The organism is Tannerella forsythia (genome assembly GCF_003860135.1).
GTDB lineage: Bacteria > Bacteroidota > Bacteroidia > Bacteroidales > Tannerellaceae > Tannerella > Tannerella forsythia_A.
This window is the reverse complement of record NZ_RQYN01000021.1, coordinates 1-22,953: the sequence shown is the minus strand read 5'-3', so window position 1 is coordinate 22,953 and position 22,953 is coordinate 1. Positions and strand designations below refer to the sequence as shown.

The 22,953-nt window shown below is 46.5% G+C and carries 21 protein-coding genes; 7 read left to right on the top strand and 14 right to left on the bottom strand.

What is annotated here, in order from left to right:
- Positions 1-24: 24 nt before the first annotated feature.
- The 7 genes from EII41_RS06830 to EII41_RS06800 all read right to left on the bottom strand — a co-directional run bounded on the left by EII41_RS06830 (position 25) and on the right by EII41_RS06800 (position 3,965).
- Positions 25-483, bottom strand: coding sequence for a hypothetical protein (locus tag EII41_RS06830; protein WP_124789970.1), 459 nt, complete (start codon positions 481-483; stop codon positions 25-27).
- Positions 484-503: 20 nt separating this feature from the next.
- Complete coding sequence (locus EII41_RS06825; RefSeq protein ID WP_124789969.1) at positions 504-2,489, bottom strand: kinase; 1,986 nt, start codon at positions 2,487-2,489, stop codon at positions 504-506.
- 65 nt (positions 2,490-2,554) lie between these two features.
- Positions 2,555-3,115: a hypothetical protein gene (locus EII41_RS06820; RefSeq protein WP_124789968.1), complete on the bottom strand. Its 561-nt coding sequence runs from the start codon at positions 3,113-3,115 to the stop codon at positions 2,555-2,557.
- A gap of 17 nt (positions 3,116-3,132) precedes the next feature.
- Positions 3,133-3,357, bottom strand: coding sequence for a hypothetical protein (locus tag EII41_RS06815; protein WP_124789967.1), 225 nt, complete (start codon positions 3,355-3,357; stop codon positions 3,133-3,135).
- Complete coding sequence (locus EII41_RS06810; RefSeq protein WP_124789966.1) at positions 3,354-3,587, bottom strand: hypothetical protein; 234 nt, start codon at positions 3,585-3,587, stop codon at positions 3,354-3,356. The genes EII41_RS06815 and EII41_RS06810 overlap by 4 nt, the downstream gene beginning before the upstream one ends.
- Positions 3,584-3,766, bottom strand: coding sequence for a hypothetical protein (locus EII41_RS06805; RefSeq protein ID WP_124789965.1), 183 nt, complete (start codon positions 3,764-3,766; stop codon positions 3,584-3,586). The genes EII41_RS06810 and EII41_RS06805 overlap by 4 nt, the downstream gene beginning before the upstream one ends.
- 7 nt (positions 3,767-3,773) lie before the next feature.
- Positions 3,774-3,965 (bottom strand): hypothetical protein, encoded by a 192-nt coding sequence (locus tag EII41_RS06800; protein ID WP_124789964.1) that lies wholly within the window; start codon positions 3,963-3,965, stop codon positions 3,774-3,776.
- Positions 3,966-4,071: 106 nt separating this feature from the next.
- Here EII41_RS06800 and EII41_RS06795 point away from each other — a divergent pair, with 106 nt between their 5' ends.
- On the top strand, positions 4,072-4,797 hold the full coding sequence (locus EII41_RS06795; protein ID WP_124789963.1) for a helix-turn-helix transcriptional regulator: 726 nt from the start codon (positions 4,072-4,074) through the stop codon (positions 4,795-4,797).
- Positions 4,798-5,563: 766 nt separating this feature from the next.
- Here the strand turns inward: EII41_RS06795 and EII41_RS06790 are convergent.
- The 3 genes from EII41_RS06790 to EII41_RS06780 all read right to left on the bottom strand — a co-directional run bounded on the left by EII41_RS06790 (position 5,564) and on the right by EII41_RS06780 (position 8,771).
- The gene (locus tag EII41_RS06790; RefSeq protein WP_124789962.1) at positions 5,564-5,815 is read right to left on the bottom strand and encodes a hypothetical protein; all 252 of its coding nucleotides are present in this window, start codon (positions 5,813-5,815) and stop codon (positions 5,564-5,566) included.
- A gap of 250 nt (positions 5,816-6,065) precedes the next feature.
- Positions 6,066-7,586 carry a DUF4419 domain-containing protein gene (locus EII41_RS06785; RefSeq protein WP_124789961.1) on the bottom strand — a complete coding sequence of 507 codons (1,521 nt, stop codon included), beginning with the start codon at positions 7,584-7,586 and terminating at the stop codon, positions 6,066-6,068.
- A gap of 231 nt (positions 7,587-7,817) precedes the next feature.
- The gene (locus EII41_RS06780) at positions 7,818-8,771 is read right to left on the bottom strand and encodes a ketopantoate reductase family protein (RefSeq protein WP_124789960.1); all 954 of its coding nucleotides are present in this window, start codon (positions 8,769-8,771) and stop codon (positions 7,818-7,820) included.
- Between the two features lie 143 nt (positions 8,772-8,914).
- Here EII41_RS06780 and mnmA point away from each other — a divergent pair, with 143 nt between their 5' ends.
- Positions 8,915-9,979: a tRNA 2-thiouridine(34) synthase MnmA gene (gene mnmA / locus EII41_RS06775; protein WP_124789959.1), complete on the top strand. Its 1,065-nt coding sequence runs from the start codon at positions 8,915-8,917 to the stop codon at positions 9,977-9,979.
- A gap of 20 nt (positions 9,980-9,999) precedes the next feature.
- Here mnmA and EII41_RS06770 read toward each other — a convergent pair whose 3' ends face one another.
- The 4 genes from EII41_RS06770 to EII41_RS06755 all read right to left on the bottom strand — a co-directional run bounded on the left by EII41_RS06770 (position 10,000) and on the right by EII41_RS06755 (position 14,162).
- Positions 10,000-10,341: a cupin domain-containing protein gene (locus tag EII41_RS06770; RefSeq protein ID WP_124789958.1), complete on the bottom strand. Its 342-nt coding sequence runs from the start codon at positions 10,339-10,341 to the stop codon at positions 10,000-10,002.
- 225 nt (positions 10,342-10,566) lie between these two features.
- Positions 10,567-11,511, bottom strand: a complete 945-nt coding sequence (locus EII41_RS06765) for a ribose-phosphate pyrophosphokinase (protein WP_124789957.1) — start codon at positions 11,509-11,511, stop codon at positions 10,567-10,569.
- Positions 11,512-11,612: 101 nt separating this feature from the next.
- Positions 11,613-13,316 (bottom strand): alpha-amylase family glycosyl hydrolase, encoded by a 1,704-nt coding sequence (locus tag EII41_RS06760; RefSeq protein WP_124789956.1) that lies wholly within the window; start codon positions 13,314-13,316, stop codon positions 11,613-11,615.
- Between the two features lie 9 nt (positions 13,317-13,325).
- Positions 13,326-14,162 carry a patatin-like phospholipase family protein gene (locus EII41_RS06755; protein ID WP_411292588.1) on the bottom strand — a complete coding sequence of 279 codons (837 nt, stop codon included), beginning with the start codon at positions 14,160-14,162 and terminating at the stop codon, positions 13,326-13,328.
- 345 nt (positions 14,163-14,507) lie between these two features.
- Here EII41_RS06755 and EII41_RS06750 point away from each other — a divergent pair, with 345 nt between their 5' ends.
- Genes EII41_RS06750 through EII41_RS06730 form a run of 5 tightly spaced genes read left to right on the top strand, consistent with a single transcriptional unit; the run spans position 14,508 to position 22,343 of the window.
- Positions 14,508-17,294, top strand: a complete 2,787-nt coding sequence (locus EII41_RS06750; RefSeq protein ID WP_260425510.1) for a TonB-dependent receptor — start codon at positions 14,508-14,510, stop codon at positions 17,292-17,294.
- A gap of 13 nt (positions 17,295-17,307) precedes the next feature.
- Positions 17,308-18,543 (top strand): DUF4876 domain-containing protein, encoded by a 1,236-nt coding sequence (locus tag EII41_RS06745; protein WP_124789955.1) that lies wholly within the window; start codon positions 17,308-17,310, stop codon positions 18,541-18,543.
- Positions 18,544-18,571: 28 nt separating this feature from the next.
- Positions 18,572-20,128, top strand: coding sequence for a DUF6850 family outer membrane beta-barrel protein (locus EII41_RS06740; protein ID WP_124789954.1), 1,557 nt, complete (start codon positions 18,572-18,574; stop codon positions 20,126-20,128).
- A 34-nt stretch (positions 20,129-20,162) separates the two neighbouring features.
- Positions 20,163-21,035, top strand: coding sequence for a hypothetical protein (locus EII41_RS06735; RefSeq protein ID WP_260425509.1), 873 nt, complete (start codon positions 20,163-20,165; stop codon positions 21,033-21,035).
- Positions 21,036-21,044: 9 nt separating this feature from the next.
- Entirely contained in the window at positions 21,045-22,343 is a 1,299-nt protein-coding gene (locus tag EII41_RS06730; RefSeq protein WP_124789953.1) for an APC family permease, read from the top strand.
- The last annotated feature ends 610 nt before the right edge of the window (positions 22,344-22,953 follow it).

The window sequence follows — 22,953 nt, the reverse complement described above, 5'->3', positions numbered from 1 at the left end:
GTATGTTTGCGAACTAACATTCAATCAATATGTCCGACACGAATGATTCGACTTTTTGCGCTGTTTATGTTTCGTCGTACGATTTAGACTTTCTACAAGATTTTTGTGCAACCTTCTCAGCCTATCTTCGTCGCGAACTTCACCTGAAATACAGAAGTTCAATCCATTATCCGTCCGATGGATGGAACAACCCTGAAGATTCACCGATGGAATTGACGTTTCTATTGAGTATCTCAACAGATCGCTCAACAGAAATTCCGAGTCTTCTCTCTCGCTTGCGCCGGGAGATAGACGATTTAAGCCGAGAAAAAGCATCCATTGCCAAGTTTGATATAGAAACCGTTCATCCCCTTCATCCTCCTGAACTTCCATGTAACCCATAGAATGCAGTGTCGTCAAATTTTCTTTCATTTCGTCAGCTGCGAAACGAAGTGCGCTCAAACAGCGTTCTTCGATCATTTCTTTTTTTGTCTTTCTTTTCATTACTCGTTGTTTTATAGTTATTAATAGTTATCTAATAAATCATAATCCCCGTCAATCGACTGCAGCATATTGCTTTCGTCTTTCAGCACCGTGCCAATGTCGACCTTCTTCCTGCGTTCGCGGACATCCCGCTCCACGCCCTTAAGTTTCGGCATATTAAGTCCGTGCTGTGAAGGGTGCATACCGAACTTCTCGAGCAGCCGCTCCGTTTCTTCGAACATCTCGACGCGCTGCTCCTTGTTTTGCAATTCCATACGCTTAAGGAACTTGCTGTCCAGCTCATCCTGCTCTTGTTTCGCCCGATGTATCTCGATGTATTTCTTCGCCAGCGTAACGAATCGCAGCTCGCCCGAAGCGTCTTTGGTATAGAGCGCAACGATGCTCATGTCAGTGGGATCATATTCTACGAAGAAATCCCTGCCGACATTTTTGCGCAAGAAGTCCAAATCCGGCTGTCCATCAGCCGTAAGCACCTCCCACGTGTATTTTTGTCCTTTGATTGTCTTTTTCAGGCCACCCGCCGTAAACTTGCATGAATCTTTATCGTCAAGGATTCCGAACAAGCTAAACATGTCCTGTGCGGTGATCTTCTTCGACTCCTCGTTCACGCTTTCCCGATACATATCGATCCTCCGACGGCCCGTGTTCGGGTGTTCCGACTCGTTCCACTCGCGCCGACGAGCCTCATAAATCGCTTTGATTTCGGCGAGTGTCTTCAAATTCTTTTGATTAGCAAGGATAAATTCCATGTTTGCACGGCTCTCCTCCTTTTTCGTCTTTACGTTCATACCCGTAAAGAACCAGTCCCTATGCAGGAAATCCGCTTGAAAACGACCGAAAGCGCTCTCAATCGTCTTCGATTTACCGTTATAGGGCTGTGTCGATATCGCCAGCCGCGCCATTTCTTTGAAAAAACTGCCGTTTTTCAATTTCCCGTGACCGCCCTGATTATCAAACCTGATCTCGTAAGGCTTATGCCCCGAAAACTTCATCGCCATCTTATAAGCGAAATATTGCGACTCGAAGTCCTCTTTTTTACTTATATAATAACCCAGAAGCACCTCGCTATACACGTCCATCACCTCATACACGCAGCAAGTATCCATCTTGCCCTCGTCATTTAAGTAGTAATAGTTCAGCTTCGTACCGTCACCGTACCAAAGAGCGTCGCGCATCTGCGGCAGTATCGTTTTATTTTGCCGTGTAAATAACTCTTTAGCTTTCAATTCGCCGTGCCGCATCGCGTACCATAGCGGGCGAACCTCCGGACGATTCAAAAAGCGCCGAACCGTGTTTTCCGCCTTGACCGTTTTCCAGCCGTAACCGGGCGCCACGGCGTTATATTCACGCCATAGCTGCTTCATCGTTACCTTGTTAATCGGGGTCGCATATCGTGCGATAAGCCACTCTTTTGCTTCTTCTTCGAGACGAATAGCAGCCTCATTGCCGTAATTTTTCGAGATAAACGCCGATAAACCCTCTTTTAAATACCGTTTAACCAGTCGTTCAAAACCCCGCTCGCTCTCGGGCAAGGAGTTCGGGAACCCTTTCGTCTGCTGTTCGATAGCGAATGCCGTCGAATCCGCCCAGAACTCGCCCATCGCGATGCGCCGATGGGCCCGGATCACCTCCAGCCGCTTCAACAGTGCCCGTACGATCGTAGCATTGTTCGTATATTTATCGATCGTTTCCGGCGAGAGATGCGTCTCCTCCTCGCCGTAGGTATAATTTCTGAAATAGTCGAACGCCTCCGCATCCCTCGTCAGCCCCGTGTGCTTCGCGTTGTTATTCCGCTCGCCCCGAAGACCGAACGCGCGTTCAATCACCGCCAGCCGTTCCGGACGACGGATCGACCACATGTCGATTAATGTATTATCGTGCTTGCTGCGCCGGAATATCTTTAAATCCCCGCGCTTCGAGTCGTTTTTGAATTGATCCCGAGTCAGCCCCGCGCCAATCCAATCCGCCACACTCAAACACAAATTTCCATCCACTACTTGATACATAACAATATATCTTTTTGTCCGGCAGGGGGAATCGAACCCCCTCGAAAACCGTTGCCAGTGCCCAATCAAAAAGGCTTTAATTCTTCTTTCAGAGACTCATACGCCCTGTAAGCAGCAATGCTATCGTAAACGGGATGATGCCTTACCCCTTCACCCTCAATCTTTATCCCTTTAAATTCGAGATAATTATCAAGCTTGTCACCCGGGTATCCGGCTATTTCCAAATAAGAAGCAACCTCTATGGGAAGATAAGGAATATAAGATACGTCTATTGCATCGATCGCGACTAATTGTCTAAACAAGAAGCCTTCTAAGAGATAGCCTCGATGCCATAGCACACGAACATCGTATAAGTCGCACATATACTTGTAGAAGCGTCCGAAATTAAACATCAAAGCTTCCCATCCGTCCACCGACCTTATCTCTTCCACCGCAGGAAGCACATTTTCACATGTCCAGCCATCCAGCAAGAGCAGACTGGATGTCCTTCGAGAATAACGACCGATCTCGATTCCTTTTTGGTTATAAACCACAGCCCCAATTGCAAATATTCTCCCTTGAAGCCCGTCACTTTCCACGTCGAGAGCTATTATAACTCCCTCTTTCTGTACCTCTTCTGTTTTCATACACATAATATTAACACTTATATACTATTTATCTTCTCACAAACCTTTCGCCACTTCTCCCGGTCCCGAACCACCATCAGCCCCGAAACGACCAGATTAACCAGCAGGCCACAGACAACCCACAAAGAGCAGTTGTCTGTGGGGTTGCATATCGCCAGCGAAACGCAAAACCACATTGCCCGCAGCCACATTCCCAACGTCACACCCGGCAAAAAACCGAGTAATAATTTCAGCGCTTTCATTCCTTTTCATCTTTTTTGTTTCGTTCTTTATACATCTCATAAAACCTTTCTATAATATCTCCCAGCATCATAAAGAAGCCGGCACCGCAAATTAGAACCCCCATAAAAGCAAGAGGCTGCTTTATAGCGATAAAAACAACAAATCCCACAAAAAACAGACATACCAAAACCAAAACAATCACCCCTAAAGAGATTAAGAGCATATCTTTTATTTTCACCCGTGCTTTCATGCCACTTCTACTATTTTCTCACCAACAACACTGTACAATAGCGACAACAAGCCGTTTCCGGCCACAAAGGAGAATACGTAGCTATTTACGCCCGAATACTCATACCTTACCTTATGCCGACGTCCATCTCGCTGCACATACTCGTACAGCCTACCTTTCACCAATTCTTTTGCGTCCATACTGTCGTCAATTTTCCAATTCTACCTCTTTTCCGCCATACTGTTTTACAGCCACATGCCGAATTTTCCGCGCCAGCGGGGTATTCTTACGCCCACAGACCGCCATCGACACCATTTCCTTTGTCACACCGAGCGTCCGTGCGATTTTCAAATTCGTTCCACGCTCAAGGCCCACAATCAAAATTCTTTTTTTGTCCAATCCCATTTTTTCTGTATTTTTGAAGCCGTTCAATCAATAAATGACAGTGCAAAGTAGGGGATAATTTTCAACCCCTGCAAATATTTACGCGATAATTTTCGACTTTATGGGGATAATTTTAGACAGAATTTCACAAATAGCTGAAAGAAAAAGAATTACAATAGGCGCATTAGAACGGTCAATAGGTGCCAGTAAGGGTGTTTTGTCCCGTGCCATACTTAAAAAAACCGACATTCAGAGCAAATGGATAGAAAAATTGGTTGAAAATTATCCCGATGTTTCTCCCGAGTGGCTTCTCACCGGACAGGGAGAAATGTTCAAAAACCAATATAAAATAACCTCTATAGAAAAACCGATCGTAAACGAGAGCTCCCCAATCACCCTCTACGGACGCCCGACAGACCGACGCTATGAATTACAGACCATTCCACTCTACGAGACCGAAATATCAGCAGGCCTCACCTCACTATTTAGCGACCAGACCAATCAGGTCCCGATCGGTAACATAATCATACCCAACGCCCCCAAATGTGATGGCGCTATACCTGTGCGCGGAGACTCGATGTATCCGATCCTCAAAGCGGGAGATATAGTATGCTATAAATCAATCAATATAGAAAATGCACTGTGGGGCGAAATACATGGTATATATATAAATGCAGACGGCGACGAAATGTTCGCCACCAAATACTTGCAGAAATCCGAGAAAGGAGATAGGTATGTCACGCTTGTAAGCTACAACCAACACCATCAGCCGCAAGATGTACTCATAGAAAATATCAAATCTATCGCGATCATCAAAATATCCATCCGCTACAACACAAACATATAATACAATGATCCTCGCCGCAATCATTATTATCATATTAATTGCATTGTCGTATTCCAAGCCCAAACCCCAAAGATACGATCCAACCCCCACGAGAATAAAACAAATGCTCGAAACCGCCTACATATTCGAGCACACCAAAAGAATAGACACGCTGTCCGCCAGATATGTATTCGGAAGACAACTCGCCGCACATCTCTCAAAGTCAGTCAATAATAAAAACTATAAAAGTCAGATAGAAGAAGGCGTTCAGAAGTATTATTCATTATATTACGACCGAATCATAAGCGATTTTCAGTCTTCCTTTATTCTATACCCGAATAAAGTATTCGACACCGACCTGTACGCTAAAATCGTCGTAGCAAGCTTCTCGAGAATCTGCCAAGACGTCGTAGAGCAGATAAACAACTTAAAAACGAACTCGGCGAAACACAGACGAATAGAAAAACTCGCAAACACCTCTATTTTATACAAAGAAGAACTCTCGAAATACGACAGAGTAGAATACCATCAGTTTATCGACCGACTCTTATGCAACATATCAGACAAGCATACAATATCCAACACATAAAGAACAAATACTACCTCATTCATCCCACATTCGAGCATGCAAAAAAAACTATCCATTTGTAAAATCCCCGATTTTAAGCCCAAAGTAAGAAGTTTAAAAACACAACATGCTAAAAATCAGGAGTAAAAGTACTCAAAAATAACAGTAAATCAAGCAAAAAAAACGCTGAGCTTAACACAATTTTAACACCAAAACACCCTATTTTAACTTCGCTTCGCGGTCAATTAACAAGAAAACGACCCCAGTTTTGACCCCAGTTTGACCCCAGTTTTGCAAAAACGCCGTTTTCTGTAACTTTTTATCGCCACTTCGCGTCCCTTTTGCCAAATAGCCATTTATACCCGTTTCATCGCCTTTTTTGAGATTTAACATATTGAAACACAAACAAAAACACGCAATAAAGAACCCGCCGCAAGCAGTTGCCCCGGCACACACATCCTCCCACACCATTAAAACGCCTTATAAAAGCCCCACAACTGCCGTTTAAACAAACACGTACACCCGCGCCCACATCAGCCCGCATTCAGCCTCAAAACCGCACTGTGTAAAGGTTTCGCAATCGTTTGTCGCGTCCGTGCAAAAAAAAGCCCGCGTGGGCCTTTTAAGTGTAAAGCGTTTGTAAAGCAAATGTACGTTTCGTTTGTAATCGTGTTTTGTGTATTTCTTTATTCCTTAGAGTTTTGTGGTTTTCTCTTTTGTATTATTCGTTTTTATGCCCGTACATATTCCATATTTCTAAAATCCAGATATGTTTCAACTCCAAGACCTCCTTAGGGATTTCCTTACCCCAAAACCGGATCCAAGTATTTTTCCCCTCGTGGTATTTTTTACCGTTTAACTCGATTTCCGTATTGGGAAACCAATCTAAAATCTTTTGTTTCTCCTTATCCGATATTGTTCCGTCGATAAACAGCTTGCCGATTCTTTTCGTCTTCATCCAGTCGGGGAGGAAGATCTTTTTCTTGAAACGAAGTCCAAGTGCATATATCGTGTCAAATTTCTTTAATACCTCCGGCACTTCAATTATTTTCAGGTCAATCCCTGAGCCTAATCCAGTATAAGGCACGTTATCTCTTTCCAGACTTTGATATAAGGCCTCCCGATTGATGTCTTTCTTTTTAATCATCCAACTTATTTGTGGTGTCAGCGCATAGGTTTCCGTATTTTGCTCAAGGCCAATAAAGCCGGCCCAGAGTTCGAGCATGGTCTCTTCGGTATGGGCTCCATCCGTTTTTAGATATTTCAGGTCCACTTTAACGATCTCTTCGGGCAAACTCTGAGTACCAACAAGTCGGTTCAGATTATTGCGTCGCCCGTCTTTATCGTAAGGAAAGAATTTAACAATCCAACCGTCAATGATTTTAGGAGCTCCGTATCTCTTTTTAGAGTGATACTTAAACATGTTTCGCCAGAACCTTTTATTGATTTGTCCTTTCGACGCACGTATAAATTCTTTTAAAATAGGCTCTAACTCTTTCGTCCACCATCGCAAATCGTATTTTCCCAGTTTTCTCGTCTTTTCAAGAATTTTCTCCCAATCTTCGGTTGTCCCTTTTAGTGTGATTTGCGGTATACCACAAACCATATAGATTACAACAAACTCAAAGTAAGGCTCCATGGCTTCCATTATGGTAATTTCGGAAGCCACTTTTTCGACAGCCGTTGTTGTGGAAAAATCAGCGGTCAAGGTGTTTATCAATTCCTCACCGGTATGCCCGGCAATCTGGGCTGTGAACTGGGGAAAAAGCTCTTCCCACTGCTCGGAATCTTTTAGCAAATCATTTCCGGCAACTACGGTTAAGCTGAGTTTTCCCGAAAAATCGACGAAATATTTCCGGAGTTTTTCAGGGTTGGCCTGTACGTGTCTGGCAAATCCCTGACTTATTAAGAGCCAGATCATGTCGGGAGAGAGTACAAAAGGCCGATGCTCCGCATAAGCTTGGTACATCCCGTAAAAAAAAGAATGATAACCGTAATTGACCAGACTGTCGGGGGCTTTGCTTTTGGCCAAGAGATGGTATTTAAAATCAATCCCTTTCTTTTCGATATCCCATTTCGATACATGCGCATCCGTCAGTATCATCCCTTGGTAAATATCATCGTATGATTGTAGAGGAAGCAATTTTTCGGGCTTGGAGAGCTTTTCAATCTCAAAAGTCATTTCTTGTCCGAAAGAGAGAAATGGAAGCAAGAGCAAAACGATCAATACATTCTTCTTCATGATGTTATTTTTCAGATGGTTCTATTTGGATGGCTGTTTGTTATGTCTAACTTGTAAAGTTAAAAAGAATTCTTTATTGCATTCCATTTGCTGTAAAAAATACTACATGACAAGAAGCAACTACAAAGATATATTTTTTATCGAAAACGCTAAATCTCTTCTATTATGTAAATAAGCAAGAGCGCGTAAAATGTATCAGGGATAAAGAAACGTCCATTTGTTCCCGAAAGTCTATTTTGAATCGATTCTACCGGTTAAGAGCCTTCCGAGTTCGATCAGTTCGCATCCGTGGCGGGCAGCCAAAGCAATAAGGGCTTCGGTAAGGTGCATCATCTCGCCACGGGCATGACGGGTATGGTCGTCGATAAAGGTTTCCGCCCACGACGAAGCGTAGATGTGAGACAGCACAAAGCGCATAAGAGGCAGCGGAACAACACGCATAAAACGATACTTGCCGGGAGTGATACCTATCCCCGAATGTTGTATAAAGGCAAAGGTTTCTCTTAAGGCTTTGCAAAGTTGGGTGAGGACATGCCTGTTGTTTGCCAGCGTGCGGCTGTTTCCGCCATCGAAATAGATGGCACAGGCTAAGGGACAAACCAGAGCAAGGTGCGTTTTTTGCCACGCGTCCATGTTGCGGCTTATGACAGTCGGGAAGCCGGCCTTGCGCAACATCCGGCGCAATTCGCGGATACGGGGTGTAAGACTTCCGTCGGGTTCGCCCAAGGTGGTGGGTTGAATGGGGCGGCTAGTGAGGCTGTAAAAAACCTTACCCTCTTCGTCAACCCTTCCGCCCGCCCCGGGAAAGGCTGCGATCACTCGATCCTTACCTATGGTTGACTCCCAACAGTCGTAGCCATCGGCATGATTCACCATAAAAACGAAACAACTCGAAGTGTTGGTAGCCAATACGGGAAGTGCCTCTTCGACCTGCTCGGCACGCAGGGTAACAAAGACGTAATCGTAAGCATCGTCGGGGCATAGCTCGGGGACGACACGTACACCGACAGTTTCAGTCTCGGCCTGCGGGCGCATCGCCCGTCGCAAAAGCAGCCCTTTCTCCTGCAAATCCTTCAGACGCTTACCACGAGCAAGCAGGCTCACGTCATAGCCCGCCTTTGCCAGCAGTCCACCGTAGACCGAGCCGATCACTCCTGAACCGAATATCAATATGCGCTTGTTCATCCGACTCCAAAGGTACGACGAAAGGAGAGATGCCGCAATCCCCAAAAGAGGGGATTCTCTATGCCAATCGGCAGGAGCGAAGCGGTTCCGTTGCTCGAAAGATGTCTTTTTTGTACTTTTGCGGAAAAGTTATCGGTAAGAGTATGGAAATAGTCGCATTGGTTTCCGGAGGCGTAGACAGCTCGGTCGTAGTACATCTGCTGAAAGAGGCAGGCTACGAGCCGACCATTTTTTATATCCGTATCGGGATGGAGGACAAGGACGGATACATCGACTGTCCGGCGGAAGAAGATATCGAAATGACTACATATATAGCAAAGAAATATGGCTGCCGGATGGAGGTTGTCTCGCTGCACGACGAATATTGGGACAAGGTGGTCAGCTATACGATCGAGTCCGTAAAACGCGGCCTGACTCCCAACCCCGATATGATGTGCAATCGCTACATCAAATTCGGATGCTTTGAAGACCGATGGGGAAAAGATTTCGATAAAATCGCTACGGGACATTACGCGACAACAACGGAGATCAACGGTCGGACATGGCTGTCGACAGCAAAAGACCCCGTGAAAGATCAGACGGACTTCCTCGGTCAGATCACGAATCTGCAAATTTCCAAACTGATGTTTCCGATCGGACACCTGATGAAGAGCGAGGTACGTGCCATCGCCTCGGCACAAAACCTGCCGAGCGCACAGCGCAGAGACAGTCAGGGCATCTGCTTTCTCGGCAAGATCGATTACAACGATTTTATCGAACGTTATCTTGGTCGTCGTGAAGGGAAAATCATCGAACTGGAGACCGGAAGGGTAATTGGAAAGCATCAGGGCTACTGGTTTCACACCATCGGTCAGCGTAAGGGATTAGGTTTGAGTGGAGGGCCGTGGTTTGTGATCCGGAAAGACGTGGATGAGAATATTATCTACGTCTCGAACGGTTACGATCCGGAAACGCAATACGGCAAAACGATCCGCATGGAGGGCTTTCATTTTATTACCGAAGATATCTGGGGCACGTTCGAGGATGAGAAAGAAATCACGTTCAAGATCCGTCACACTCCCGAGTTCACGCATGGCTATATCCGTCGTTTCGGTGACTTATATACGATCCGTAGCGACGACAAGATGCAGGGTATCGCGCCCGGACAATTTGCTGTCGTATACGACAAAGACCATCATCTCTGCATCGGGAGCGGAATGATTATCTGATAAAAAGCGCAGCAAGAGGCTTATCCTACGCTTTCATGTTGCGGGATGACGGCAAAAAAGATCAGGTCGGCATCACTGTCGTTGACGAGGCTGTGTGCATGGCCTTTCGGGCAGTAATGACACTGCCCTGCGCTCACTCTCTCTTCCCCTTCGTCGATCAGCACCTTACCGTTCCCTTGCAAAATATAAATGGCTTCGCTGCTCGTATCGTGCAGATGCATACCGATGGACGCACCGGGTTCAAGCCGGCCGTACATGATGCGGTTATGCTCATCAACAAACATACGTGCGATATACTCCTTTTCGCCGCCTTTAAAGCGCGGCAACCGTTCTTCTTTAATGTTCGGAAAATCCAAAATCATGGCATTGTTTGATAATTGTTATTCGACTGTCTGTATCCAGTCCTTCGGGCGTTTAGTTGTTTCGATGTTTTTTGTTTGGCAGTCAGTTGGGCTCAGAAACAATCAAACCAACAATCAAACGCCCGCAGGGCTTTTCACAGCAATCAGTAATCAAGTTTTCAATCGTCAGCAGATCGTCATTCGCGATTTACAATTCGTAATCAACCATTTAACAAACAGCCTCCGTTACTTGATCGCATAGAGCGAACTGATCGATTCGTCACGGCACACACGCCGGATGGCTTCGGCAAACATTTCGGCCACCGACAGTACCGTGATCTTTTCGCTTTTCTTCGTATAGGGAATTGAATCGGTGAAAATCATTTCTTTTAACGACGACTGGTCGATGCGCATCGTAGCCGGGTCGGACATCACGGCATGACTTGCCATTGCCCGTACGGATTTGGCACCATTCTGCATCATCAGGTCGGCTGCCTTCGTAATCGTTCCGGCCGTATCGACAATGTCATCAACCAACAACACGTCTTTCCCTTCCACGTCACCGATAATCCTCATATCCGCAATCTCGTTGGCTTTAAGACGTTTTTTATAACAAATAACCATCGGTATCTCGAGGAATTTCGAATAACTGCTGGCACGTTTTGTACCACCCACATCGGGGGTCGCCATCACGAGATTGTCGAGCGGGAGCTGCGTTTTGATATAATCGAGGAATACCGACGAAGCATACAGATGGTCGACCGGCACATCGAAAAAACCCTGAATCTGATCCGCATGCAGGTCCATCGTGATGAGCCGGTTCAAACCGGACACACTCAACAGATCGGCAATCATTTTCGCCCCGATGGAAACGCGCGGCTTATCTTTTCGGTCTTGACGCGCCCACCCGAAATACGGAATCACGGCAATGACCGAATGTGCCGAAGCACGTTTGGCGGCATCCATCATCAGCAGGAGTTCCATCAGGTTGTCGGCATTGGGGAACGTAGATTGTACTAAAAATACGTCTTTCCCGCGTATACTTTCTTCGTACGAAACGGAAAACTCGCCGTCGGAGAAGTGTTCAATGTTCATCTGTCCCATCGAACAGCCCAGACTATTACAGATTTTTTCTGCAAGGTAACGGGAGTTTGTTCCCGAAAAGACAGCAAAAGGAGTATGTGCACTCATCAGATCGAATTTTAATTTAAGAATTGTGGTACAAAAATAGAAACTTCTTCCGAAACCACCTCTCTGTTTATCGAAAAACTCTCGTCCGACCGAAAAAATATTCAACTCCGAGCAACATAGTCGAATTTTAATACTTTTCCCGAACATGCCGGCAGAAGGACCTCGTACGGACAAGTAGACGTCAGCGTACCGATACTCTTCGTTCCTGAAAGCAAGTCGGTCAGTTCGGCAGGTTGATTATCCGGAATCGACAGGCTTCGGAAAGCTTCGTCGGGGATGTTAACGCGTACCGTGTGTGCTTTCCGGTCAAAATTCGCGACCACCAACAAAACTTCACCGCCTGATTTGCGCAAGAATGCGTACTGCCGGTGCGGATCGAAATACGGATTATGGAGGTTGACGTACATCAGGTCGAAGAATTTCCCTTGACGAACGGCCTTTTCCGTCGCGGCGAGATGGAGGATGGCGGCATATTGCCTACGCAAAGCTTTCTGCTCGTCGGTCAACAGTGCTTCGTCGAACTGTCCGCCGTTGTTCCAGTTACGGAGACATTCGAGGCTCCAGTAGTCGAAGATGGTTGTGCGTCCGTCACGTCCGCTGAAGCCCTCTTCGTCCATCCCCCGTTCGCCCAATTCCTGTCCGCAATAGATCATTACCGGATTGGTGCCCATCGTAGCAACCGTAAGGAATGCGGGTATTCCGACTTGCGCTTCACCGGCAAAGAAGTCGGAAGCAATCCGCTGTTCGTCGTGATTTTCGAGAAAAGCCAGCATGTGCGGGCGGATATCGTCCACGGCCTGCCAACATTTGGTCAGTCGGCTGGCCGGAGCACGCCCGCACATCACCTCCCGCAGCGTATCGTATAGGCCGACCTTGTCATACAGATAATCGAATTGACCGCGTTTCAGGAAATCGCGGTAAAGCGACGGATTATATACTTCGGCGATGAAGATCACACGTTTCCAGCTGCGTACGCGAGGTATGACCCATTCCCAAAACTCCACGGGCACCATCTCGGCCATGTCGCAACGGAAACCGTCTACTCCTTTTCCAATCCAGAACCTCAGGATCTCCAGCATCTTTTTCCAAGTGTCAGGCACAGGATAGAAATGTCCGAGTTTTCCATGGTCGAAATCAACACCGTAATTCAGTTTAACCGTTTCGTACCAGTCGTTTTGCCCCGGACATGCCGAAAAGCAATCGTTTCCGGTTACTTTGGCCGGGAATTCACTGTATTCGAAGTCTTCCTGTTGGGCACCAAAGTGCAGCTCCAGCGTTTGTCCCGGCAAGTAGTAAAAATTATTGTTGGGATCGAAAGCGATATTTCGGTTGTCGTCTTCTCCCAAATCGTGCACAAGCGGATTTTTAGCATCGGAATGGTATTGTCGGGCAACGTGATTGGGAACGAAGTCGATGATGACTTTCAGTCCGGCCTCATGCGTACGCTCGACGAGCGCTTCGAACTCGGCCATACGGTCAGGAATACGACAGGCAAGATCGGGGTCTACATCGTAGTAATCTTTGACGGCATAAGGTGAACCGGCTTTGCCTTTTACCACGGCATCATGGTCTTTGTGGATGCCGAAAGCGGTGTAGTCTGTCTGCGTGGCATGCTCAATGATACCGGTATACCATATATGCGTGATACCGAAATGCTTGATCGCCTTTAAGGCGACCGGGGTAAAGTCGTTGAATTTTCCCGATCCGTTTTGCCGCAAACTCCCATGCTTTACACATGGGTGCGTCATATTTCCGAAAATTCTCGGGAAAGCTTGATAAATAAATACTTTTTCGTCTCTTTCCATAATATTCTGTTAAGTGCTGATTGCATTTCTTTCTAAAAAGGCATGAGCCAGTATCTCTTTTTTGTCAGATACTTTCACAAATTTGTGGAATGCCTTGAGGGCTGTATGATATCCGACATGAACAATGAGGTCGACATTCTTCAAGTCGAACATTTTATATTTTCCAAATTCCGGAGTTTCAATCAGCAAATCGCATTTCGCTCGATCCTCAGCTGTATTCGCTTCAAAGAGGTAATGAAACGACCGTTCAGCGATGCTGTAAATATTTTGACTGTATTTCGGCGACGTGTAAGGGTTCACATTCACACCGATCACCACATCGCATAGATCACGAATCACCGATACGGGAAAGTTATGAAAGAGTCCCCCGTCTACATAATGGACTCCGTCAATGGTCACGGGGTTGAAAATAATCGGAATACTGCATGAGGCCCGAATCGGCTCGGCAATAGGGCCGGACGAGAAATTATGGCTACACCCGTGATCGAGATCCGTGGCGACAACAATCATTGGCGTTTGAAGCTCCTCGAATGTTTTTACCCGCAGATGACGTTCAACAAACTGGCTAAAACGGCTACTGTCAAACAATCCGGCTTTCGGGATTTGCAGTTGCGCAAATTCCGAAAACTCGCGACCGGTAAACATTTGTTTGATTTCGCCGGCCGTATGTCCACTGGCAAATAAAGTACCCATCAACGCTCCGGCACTCGTTCCAACAATGATATCGGGCCGAATGCCGCACTCTTCCAACAGTTTGAATACGCCAATATGCGCGAAGCCCCTTGCTCCGCCTCCACTTAGTGCTAATCCCAGTCTATATCGTTTTTTTGTGCCTTTTTTCATCACCCTCAAACTTCGTCAGGCAAAGGTATAGCTTTTTTTTGAACGTACAACCGAAACAGTATCTGTTTTTTATCGCATACACTGAGTCGACTTTGGTCTTCTCATCGCACTTCTGAAGCATACCGACGTTCTTTTCTCCTCTCAAAAATCCCCTAAAATAGGGATTGGGATGAACGACATGATGCCTTATCTTTGCACCTTAAAAATAAATTAACAAAAGATTGTTTAGTAGAATAGGACAAGACGACTGTCTGATAAATTTATGCAATGACTATGATAAGAATAGAACGAAAAATCCTTTTTATCCTCTGCGGAATAATCTGTATGTCTTTTAACGCAATTCCTCTTTTGAGTCAAAAGAAATACGCTGTACGGGGAACCGTGTATGAGGAGACCGCAGGACATCAAAAACAACCTCTTCCCGGAGCGTCGCTGACGATCGAAGCAGCCGGTTTCGGAACGACAAGTGATGCGAATGGCGAGTACACACTCACTCACATCCTTGAAGGAGACGTGAGACTTAAAGTGTCTTTTATCGGGAAAGTAACGGTAGATACGCTTTTGAAGTTGCATGCCGATACGAACGTTGATTTCTTGTTAAAGGAAGATAATTTCCGATTGAAAGAAGTTGTTGTAACCGTGGAGCCGGGACGAAGCGGACAATCGACTTCCTCCACCATCTCTCATAAAGCGATCGAACACCTCCAATCGGTAAGTTTAAATAACGTATTAGCCTTACTGCCGGGAGGAATCACTGCCAATCCCAATCTAAACTACGCTTCTCAGATCAATATCCGCACCGTCGGAAATTCAAATGGTTGGGGAGAGTCAGCGATGAATGCGCTTGGCGCGACCATTATACAAGACGGATCACCGCTCTCGAACAATGCGAATCTGCAGGCCATGCATCCTGCCGTAGTAGGAAATTTAAATGCGTTAGGAGGAACGGCTTCGCCGGAGGGAGGAGTTGACACGAGAAACATCTCGCTCGAGACTATCGAATCGGTCGAAGTGATACGGGGAATCCCCTCGGCGGAATATGGCGATTTAACATCGGGTGCCGTCTTAGTCAAATCGAAAGCCGGTAAGACTCCGTTAAACATCAAGGCGCGGACAAACCCGAATATTTACCATTTCTTTGCACAGAAGGGCGCCAACTTGGGGAAGAACCGCGGCGATTTAAACCTGAGCGCCGACTATACATATAATGTAAATACGCCGGTTCAATCATATCGATATTATCGGCGCTTCTCGTCCAAAGCCATCTACTCGAATGTATTTTTAAACAATCGATGGAAAAGCAATACCATCGTAGATTTCATGTACGGACAAGCTAAACGAGACCGTAATCCGGACGATAAAATCACGGAAACCGTGTCAAGCGGTAAAGATGCCAAATTGTCTTTAAACACAAACGGAACCATTTATTTTAAAGATAAGAGCTGGTTGAAAAATATCAAATATGCATTATCTGGAAGCTATACGGACAAAAAAAGTCATTATGAAGAATTATATACCGCGGCGAACGCTCCCTACTCCATGACGACGGTCGACGGTGCTATCATCACCAACAAACCCGGCCTCGATTTATATGATGCGGATGGGAAGAAGATTACCGACTATACGCACGTAAATCCTTCGGATCAGGCCGTATTTCTGCCTTCCACCTACAAAGGGAAATATGACATTTACGGAAAAGAGATTCATGCGTTTGCCAAATTATCGGCCACCTTGTTTAAACGATGGGGTAAAACGGATCATCGGATATTGCTCGGAGGAGAATATCGCTTGGAGGGAAATGTCGGGCAAGGGAAGGTCTTCGACCGGATGGCTCCGCCTTACCGCAATTTACAAGCGCTCAACGCCACATTCAGACCGCGTGCCTACAAAGACATTCCATTTATCCGGCACGGTTCGTTCTTTGTGGAAGAGAACTTGACCGCACACCTTACCCCGAACAACAAATTACGTATTCAGGCAGGATTACGATACGACATGATGAAAGACGTAGAGAACGTCTTGTCACCCCGTATCAATGCGTCACTCGAAGTGATTCCTCAAAAGGTTTTCCTGAAAGCCGGATACGGCGTGACGGCAAAGATGCCGACCCTGGTTTATTTGTATCCGGAGAAAGCATACTTCGAATACATCAACATCAATGAGATACCGAACGATCGGATTCCCAAAGATCAACGTATCTTTATGACGACAACACGAATCTTCGACACCAAGAATCACGACTTGAAAGCGGCAACCAACACGAAAGCAGAGGTCGGAGTTGACCTTTTATTCGATGATTTCCAGCTTTATCTCACAGCCTTTAAAGAGCACCTGAAGAATGGCTATTCCATGTCGCCCAGATTCAATCCGGTTACTTTTAAACAATATAAACGCGTGGAAGGCAAGAATAATCAACCGGTTTATCAATTATCGGCTGCTCATCCTGTATTGGCGGAATATTATGTTCCCTCGAACCATTTGGTCATGAACAGCCAAGGCGTTGAGTTCGATTTACGCCTCAACCGGATCGACGCCATTCGTACCGCCTTTTCTTTCTCAGGCGCTTACATGCAGAACGAGAATTATCAGGACACCTATTCGTATTATCACAACAGCGGTGAAGGAGGCGCTTCGCGCACCCACGTCGGACTGTATGGCCCGGCGATGTCCAAACATAAAACCGACCGCTTCTCGACCGCCTTACGAGCTACGCATAACATCCCCGAAATAGGATTTGTCGTTACCCTCACGATGGAGACCGTCTGGAGCCAGCGAGACCGTTATACTTTCGGCAACGACACCATCCCCGTAGCTTACATCTCCAAAAACGACGGAAAGCAATATGACTTCGATCCCTCGAAGAAGGATGAGCCAGAGTTTAAATCCATTCTTCGTCGACGCAACGATGCCTTGTACATCGTTGAATCCATCCCGCCGTTATTCAACTTCAATATCAATATCACGAAAGAAATACGTAATTTTATGCGTGTCTCCTTCTTCGCGAACAACATGTTCAGATATTATCCGGTGGTGGAATCGAAGCGCAGCCCCGGATCATTCCATCAAGGAAGCAGAGGATTCCTCCCTGTCAAAGATTTCTTCTTCGGATTAGAAGTCAATTTATTAATCCATTAATACACGTTTGACTATGAATAAAAAAATATATTTTGCACTCATCGGGTTAGCGTCTTTGCTGGTATCATGCGAGTCGTTTTCCGATGCCCTCGAAACGAAAGAAATAACGCCGATCTCCATTACCATTCGGTCCAAAATCACATTGTCCGGCTTTGATAACACGAACGGACTGAAACTTATTTTGAATAATTATGTCGAAGGAATCCGCGTGGAAAAAGAACTCACTTCCTCGACCATAGAGATTGGCAATCTGATTCCCGGAATGTACAGCATCGTCATCTCGGGAAAATTGAAGAACAAGGAGGGCGTATCGTATTATTTAAATGGCAGTTTAGTGAACCATCCCATATTGAATAATCGTGCGACGATCGATTTGCCTATTTCCGGTCAGAAAATCAGTCCGCTTATATTCAAAGAAATCTTCTATTCGGGAACCGCGAATTTCTATTTCCGGAATCAGTTTTACGAAATATATAACAACTCGGAAGAGCTTCACTATTTGGACGGTATTTATTTTGCCGTGCTGTATCCGACCAAGTCGACGTCAACCCTTCCCGTATGGCCTCAGGAGGACGGCGACAAATATGTCTACACCGAGAGGATATGGAAGTTTCCCGGCAATGGAACGACTTACCCTTTGAAGCCCGGTGAGAGTTGCGTGATTTCACAGTTCGCTGCCAATCATAAGCTCGACATTTACAATCCGAATTCACCTGTCGACTGTTTCAGCTCGGAGTTCGAATTTAATATGAACAATCCGAAGTTCCCGGATCAACCGGCCCTCGATATGGAACATGTCTATTTCAATGGAAAGGCCGATAAAGGAAGGGCACCCCAATATTTAACTTCTGTTTTCGGTGGCGCCTACGTTATTTTCAAAGTGCCCGAAGGAGAGACGTATGATCCGGTCAATAATCCGGCATTACAGACAAAAGACCAGAGCAGTTCATCCAAGATGCTCTATGCAAAGATTCCGATTGAGTATGTGTTAGACGGTGTAGAAGCCGTAGACGACGAGACGAAGGTCAATGCCAAGCGGATGCCGGGCGTACTGGATGCCGGAATCACGACCGTCGGTGCGACCTATAATTCACTCGGTGTAGCCCGTAAAAAGATCGGAGAGAACCCTGATGGAACTCCTTTTTTGCAAGATACGAACAACAGTACGGAAGATTTTGAAAGAGGGGTCGTTCCCATGTTCAGACGCTACAACGCTAAAATGCCGAGTTGGAATCATACCCTAAAATAAGTATCATTTTGAAGTAAAAAGAAACGCTATGCAACGAACAACATATAAGAAGCAATTTCTCTTGTGGCTTTTCCTTTCGTCGGTCGCCGTCACGTCAGCACAGGAAGCCGGCCTCTCACCGGTAGCAGCCGAAAAAATGAAAATGACGTGGGTTTGGAATCAATCGTCGAACGCGGCCGGTCTGAAGCTCGATCAATCAAAGAACTACGCGACGCTCTCCGGAGGATATACGCTGCAAAACGGCAAGTATCATCGGGTGATGGAAGGAGACAAGAACAAAAATCTTACGCTAAATACCGAAGGAGGCGTAAATATTCGCGACTTCTATTTCTGGGGAAGATTTGATTACGCACGGAACGCGGTCAAGGATGCGAGGTTTAACGCTTCGCTGATCACCCCTTATCGCGGCATGCCTTACTTCGTGGCCGACACGCTCTCGAGCGACTGGAACAATCAGTATTACGAACTGGAATACAAGATCAATTTCCCTGCTATCGGAGAGAAATGGTTATTCGGTGTCGGAGGAGAATACTATGCTTATCTGGCGGCCAAGCAACGCGATATCCGCACGGAGAATTATGCGATGAAGCTCTCCGTCCGTCCCGGAGTCGTTTACTCCGTCAATAGCCACAATCGCCTCGGTTTGAATCTCGAATACGGGGTTTTCAAGGAGGAGTCGAATATGTCAAACGTCAACGTCTATATCGATCAGCCGTTTTACGAATTGCGCGGTTTGGGAAATGCCATCATCGGTATCGGCAGCGGAAGAACGACGAACTATATCCGTAAAAGCCTTGGAGCAGGCTTGCAGTATCATTACTCGGGGAGTATCGATCTGATGCTGACGGGTAATTATCTCACGAGTGTAGAAGATGCCGAGGTTTCGTTTACGAACCCGAGAAAAGAAGGTACGGTCATCGATCGTGTGTGGCATCAGAAAGCATCGCTCAAAACGAAAGGAGAAGATCATACGCATTATCTTGATCTCGAATATATGCAGCGCATGGTGAAGGGCATCGAGTATGTTACGAAATTCGACGATACGGAGACATTCAAAGGATACGTCACACTGTATAAGAGCATCCGTTCAATTTATGCGAGCAAATACCTGAGTGTCGGATATTCATGGACGAAGAATCAGGGTGACGAGTACAAATACCTGCTTGGAGGTAAAATAAATTATACGGATCTGAATGACGAATATCTCCTGCCCAAAAGTAGGAAGCACGCCAGAAACATTGTGTTCGAAGCTTTCGGGAAGCGCAATTTCACCTTGTCGGACAAGTTGTCGAAGAAGCTGCTGGTGGGCACCCGGCTGATGTACGGAAAAAATATCGACGGAAGCTATCTGTACGGAGGGGCTTATAAAGAGTACCCGATACATTCGCAGTTAGAGAAGAAAGACAATGAATACGATACATCGGGCTTCTTTGGCGCGCATCTTTCAGGCGTTTATTCGCAGAAAATAAACCATGCCGCAGACGTGAACGTGTACGTTCGCGCGGATGCTTCTTATGCCAAAGCACAAAATAAGCGTTTCGGCAATAGAAACATGTTATCAATCAGCGTAGGTTGCAATTTCTAACGACGAAATCAAAACACAAAAAAGAAGAAACAATATGGTAATGAAACATTGCTGGAGTATGTTCCTGGTCGTTTTTTTACTGCTCGGTTGCAGAAGCAGCCGGCACACTCTGCCAAGAACAGTGACGGAACAAGCCGCACCCGACGAAAGCGCCTTATTAATCGATTCCATCTTACAGACGGGGTTAGACCGCGAGGCAGTCTACACCCTTTTGGGACGTATCAAGCCGATGAGTTCTCTGAAGCTTTACAGGATGCCTCTGGCCAATACCGATTCTGCCAAACGGAGCAGCCCCGAGATTGTCGACAGAGCCAAAAAAGGCCGATACTTAGACCGCCTGTCGCATGTGCAGAAAGCCATCAACGCAATCCGCCTGCCCGATCTGGCGTTTGTCTTTATTCCTTACCGGGCACATCAGGACAGTAACCGCACGATACAGTTGAGCGTAGTACGTGTCAGCCTTTTAGACAGCCTGCTCAAAGCAAAGGAGAGCTTTTTCGGACAATACGGTCTTGTACCCGGTGCCGACCCGGCTACCGTGGTATCGACCATAGAGAACGCAGGAATCTACGAACGATACCGAGGGTATGGGTATCTGTTCGGTTATCCGGATTATGCCGTCGACTTTTTCGTTGAGGCCAGTCACACGCGTCGTGACATACAGAAGCCGACGCCCCGTAACTTTTTCAACATCCCCACACATCAGTCTAAAGAAGGTTATTTCGTCTATGCGTATCCCAAAGACTACGAGCCTTCGCGCGAAGTCGATTCCTTGCTGTATCATCGCTCGATGCAGGTGCTGGAAAGGTATGAAAAATTAAGAGACCGTTACCTGAATGCCGACAGCACGGTACGGGCATACCGACTGTTGCTCGATGCTGTGGCAGCAGAAGAACATCTAAAATAGACCGCTCCGGTGTCGAAAAGCAAGATCAACACACTTACCGGCACATCGATTGTGGTGGCCAACATGATCGGGGCCGGTGTGTTTACCAGCTTGGGCTTTCAGCTCGTTTCGCTACATAACACCGCTACAATCCTGACTTTATGGTTATGTGGGGGGCTTATCGCGTTAAGCGGCGCCTTCAGTTATGCGGAGATCGGCACGCTCATCAAAAAGTCGGGCGGAGAATTTACATTCCTCTCCCGCATCTATCATCCGGTCGTAGGATACTTATCCGGCTGGATTTCGCTGACCGTCGGATTCGCTGCCCCGATCGCACTCTCAGCTTTCGCTTTCGCCGATTATCTGCCCGTAAGACCGGCATCTCCTGTATGGACAGCCATTGCCATCACTCTGCTGATTACGTTGATTCACACATTCGACTTGCGTTACAGCGCGCGTTTCCAAAACATCAGCACCCTCTTTAAAGTGCTTTTGATATTGGCGATCATTATTGTCGGCCTTTTCCTCCCTGCCAATAATGACAATGCCCTTCTTTTCGACAGCAACTATCTATGGGAATGTGGTTCATCGGCCTTTGCCGTCAGTTTGATCTACGTCAGCTATTCCTACTCGGGATGGAACGCGGCAACCTATATCACGGAAGAGTTTAAGCATCCGAGGAAGGCGATTCCCCGATCGCTGATCTACGGAACATGCATCGTAACCGCACTGTATACGCTGCTGCAATACGTCTTTCTGAAACATACTCCTTTGCACGAACTGGTCGGGCAATTAAACATTGCCACACCCGGTATTCGTTCGATGCTCGGCGAACGAGCGGCCGCGCTTTTCGGATGGGGATTCTCGGCGCTGCTCGTCTCAGGCATCAGCGCCATGATTTGGATCGGCCCGAGGGTAACGGCAAGCATCGCCCGTGAATATCCGCTTTGGCGTTTTTTCAAGGCACGTGACCATGATGTGCCGCGGAGAGCCTTATGGCTACAGTTCGCGATCAGTACCGTCCTGCTGCTGAGCGGTACCTTCGAACAAATCATGATCTACTGCGGAGTGTTGTTAAGCATCTCTACCCTGCTCGTCGTGATCGGTGTCATCCTCGTCCGATACAGGAAGAAAGAGCACCCTGACAACGTAGAAAGTTTCAGAAGTCCCGCTTTTCCTCTTTTCCAGATCATCTTTATCGCCGCTTCGTTATGGATGATCACCTTCGCTTTTGTCAATCATACGAAAGAATGCATGCTCGGGCTGATTAACTTGCTGATCGGCTACCTGACATACATTAAACAATTACGAATGACAAGTTACGATTAAGGCCTATTGGGAAAGGTGCTTTCCCGGTATTGGGAAGGGTGTTTTCCCAGTATTAGGAAGGGGGGGCTTTCCCAGTGGCGGGAAAGATGCCTTCCCAGTAGCAGGAAGGGTACTTTCCCAGTATTAGGAAAGGTGCTTTCCCAATAGCAGGAAAGGCGCTTTCCCAGTGAAGTGAATCGTATCCGACCAGTTCGCAACGGACGTTCTACGGCCTTCTTTTCCGAATCCTTCCGGTAATCGACAACTGGTATACTTCATACTTTCCTCTGTCTGTACGAGATATTCACGATGAAAGTGTACGTCCACTCCCTACGTTTTCGTTCTTTTTTCTTGCGAAAGTACATGTTTACCCAATTCCTCTTTTCGTCTCATCAGGTTTATCCCAGATTCCGCAATAGAACAAACAAGCATGAATTTCATTCAGGCCTTCAGCCCTTGTATGCTCTTCGGGTGTTGAGTTGTTGGCCGGTGAACATCCCCCCTTCCCCCCCTTCAAAGGAGGGAAGAGCGGAGCGAAGGGGGATGTCATCCCTTCAACCCAGATTCCGCGATAGAAAAAATCTTATCTTTGCATTTTACAATTTCTAACGCGTAGCGATAGAGAAAAAAG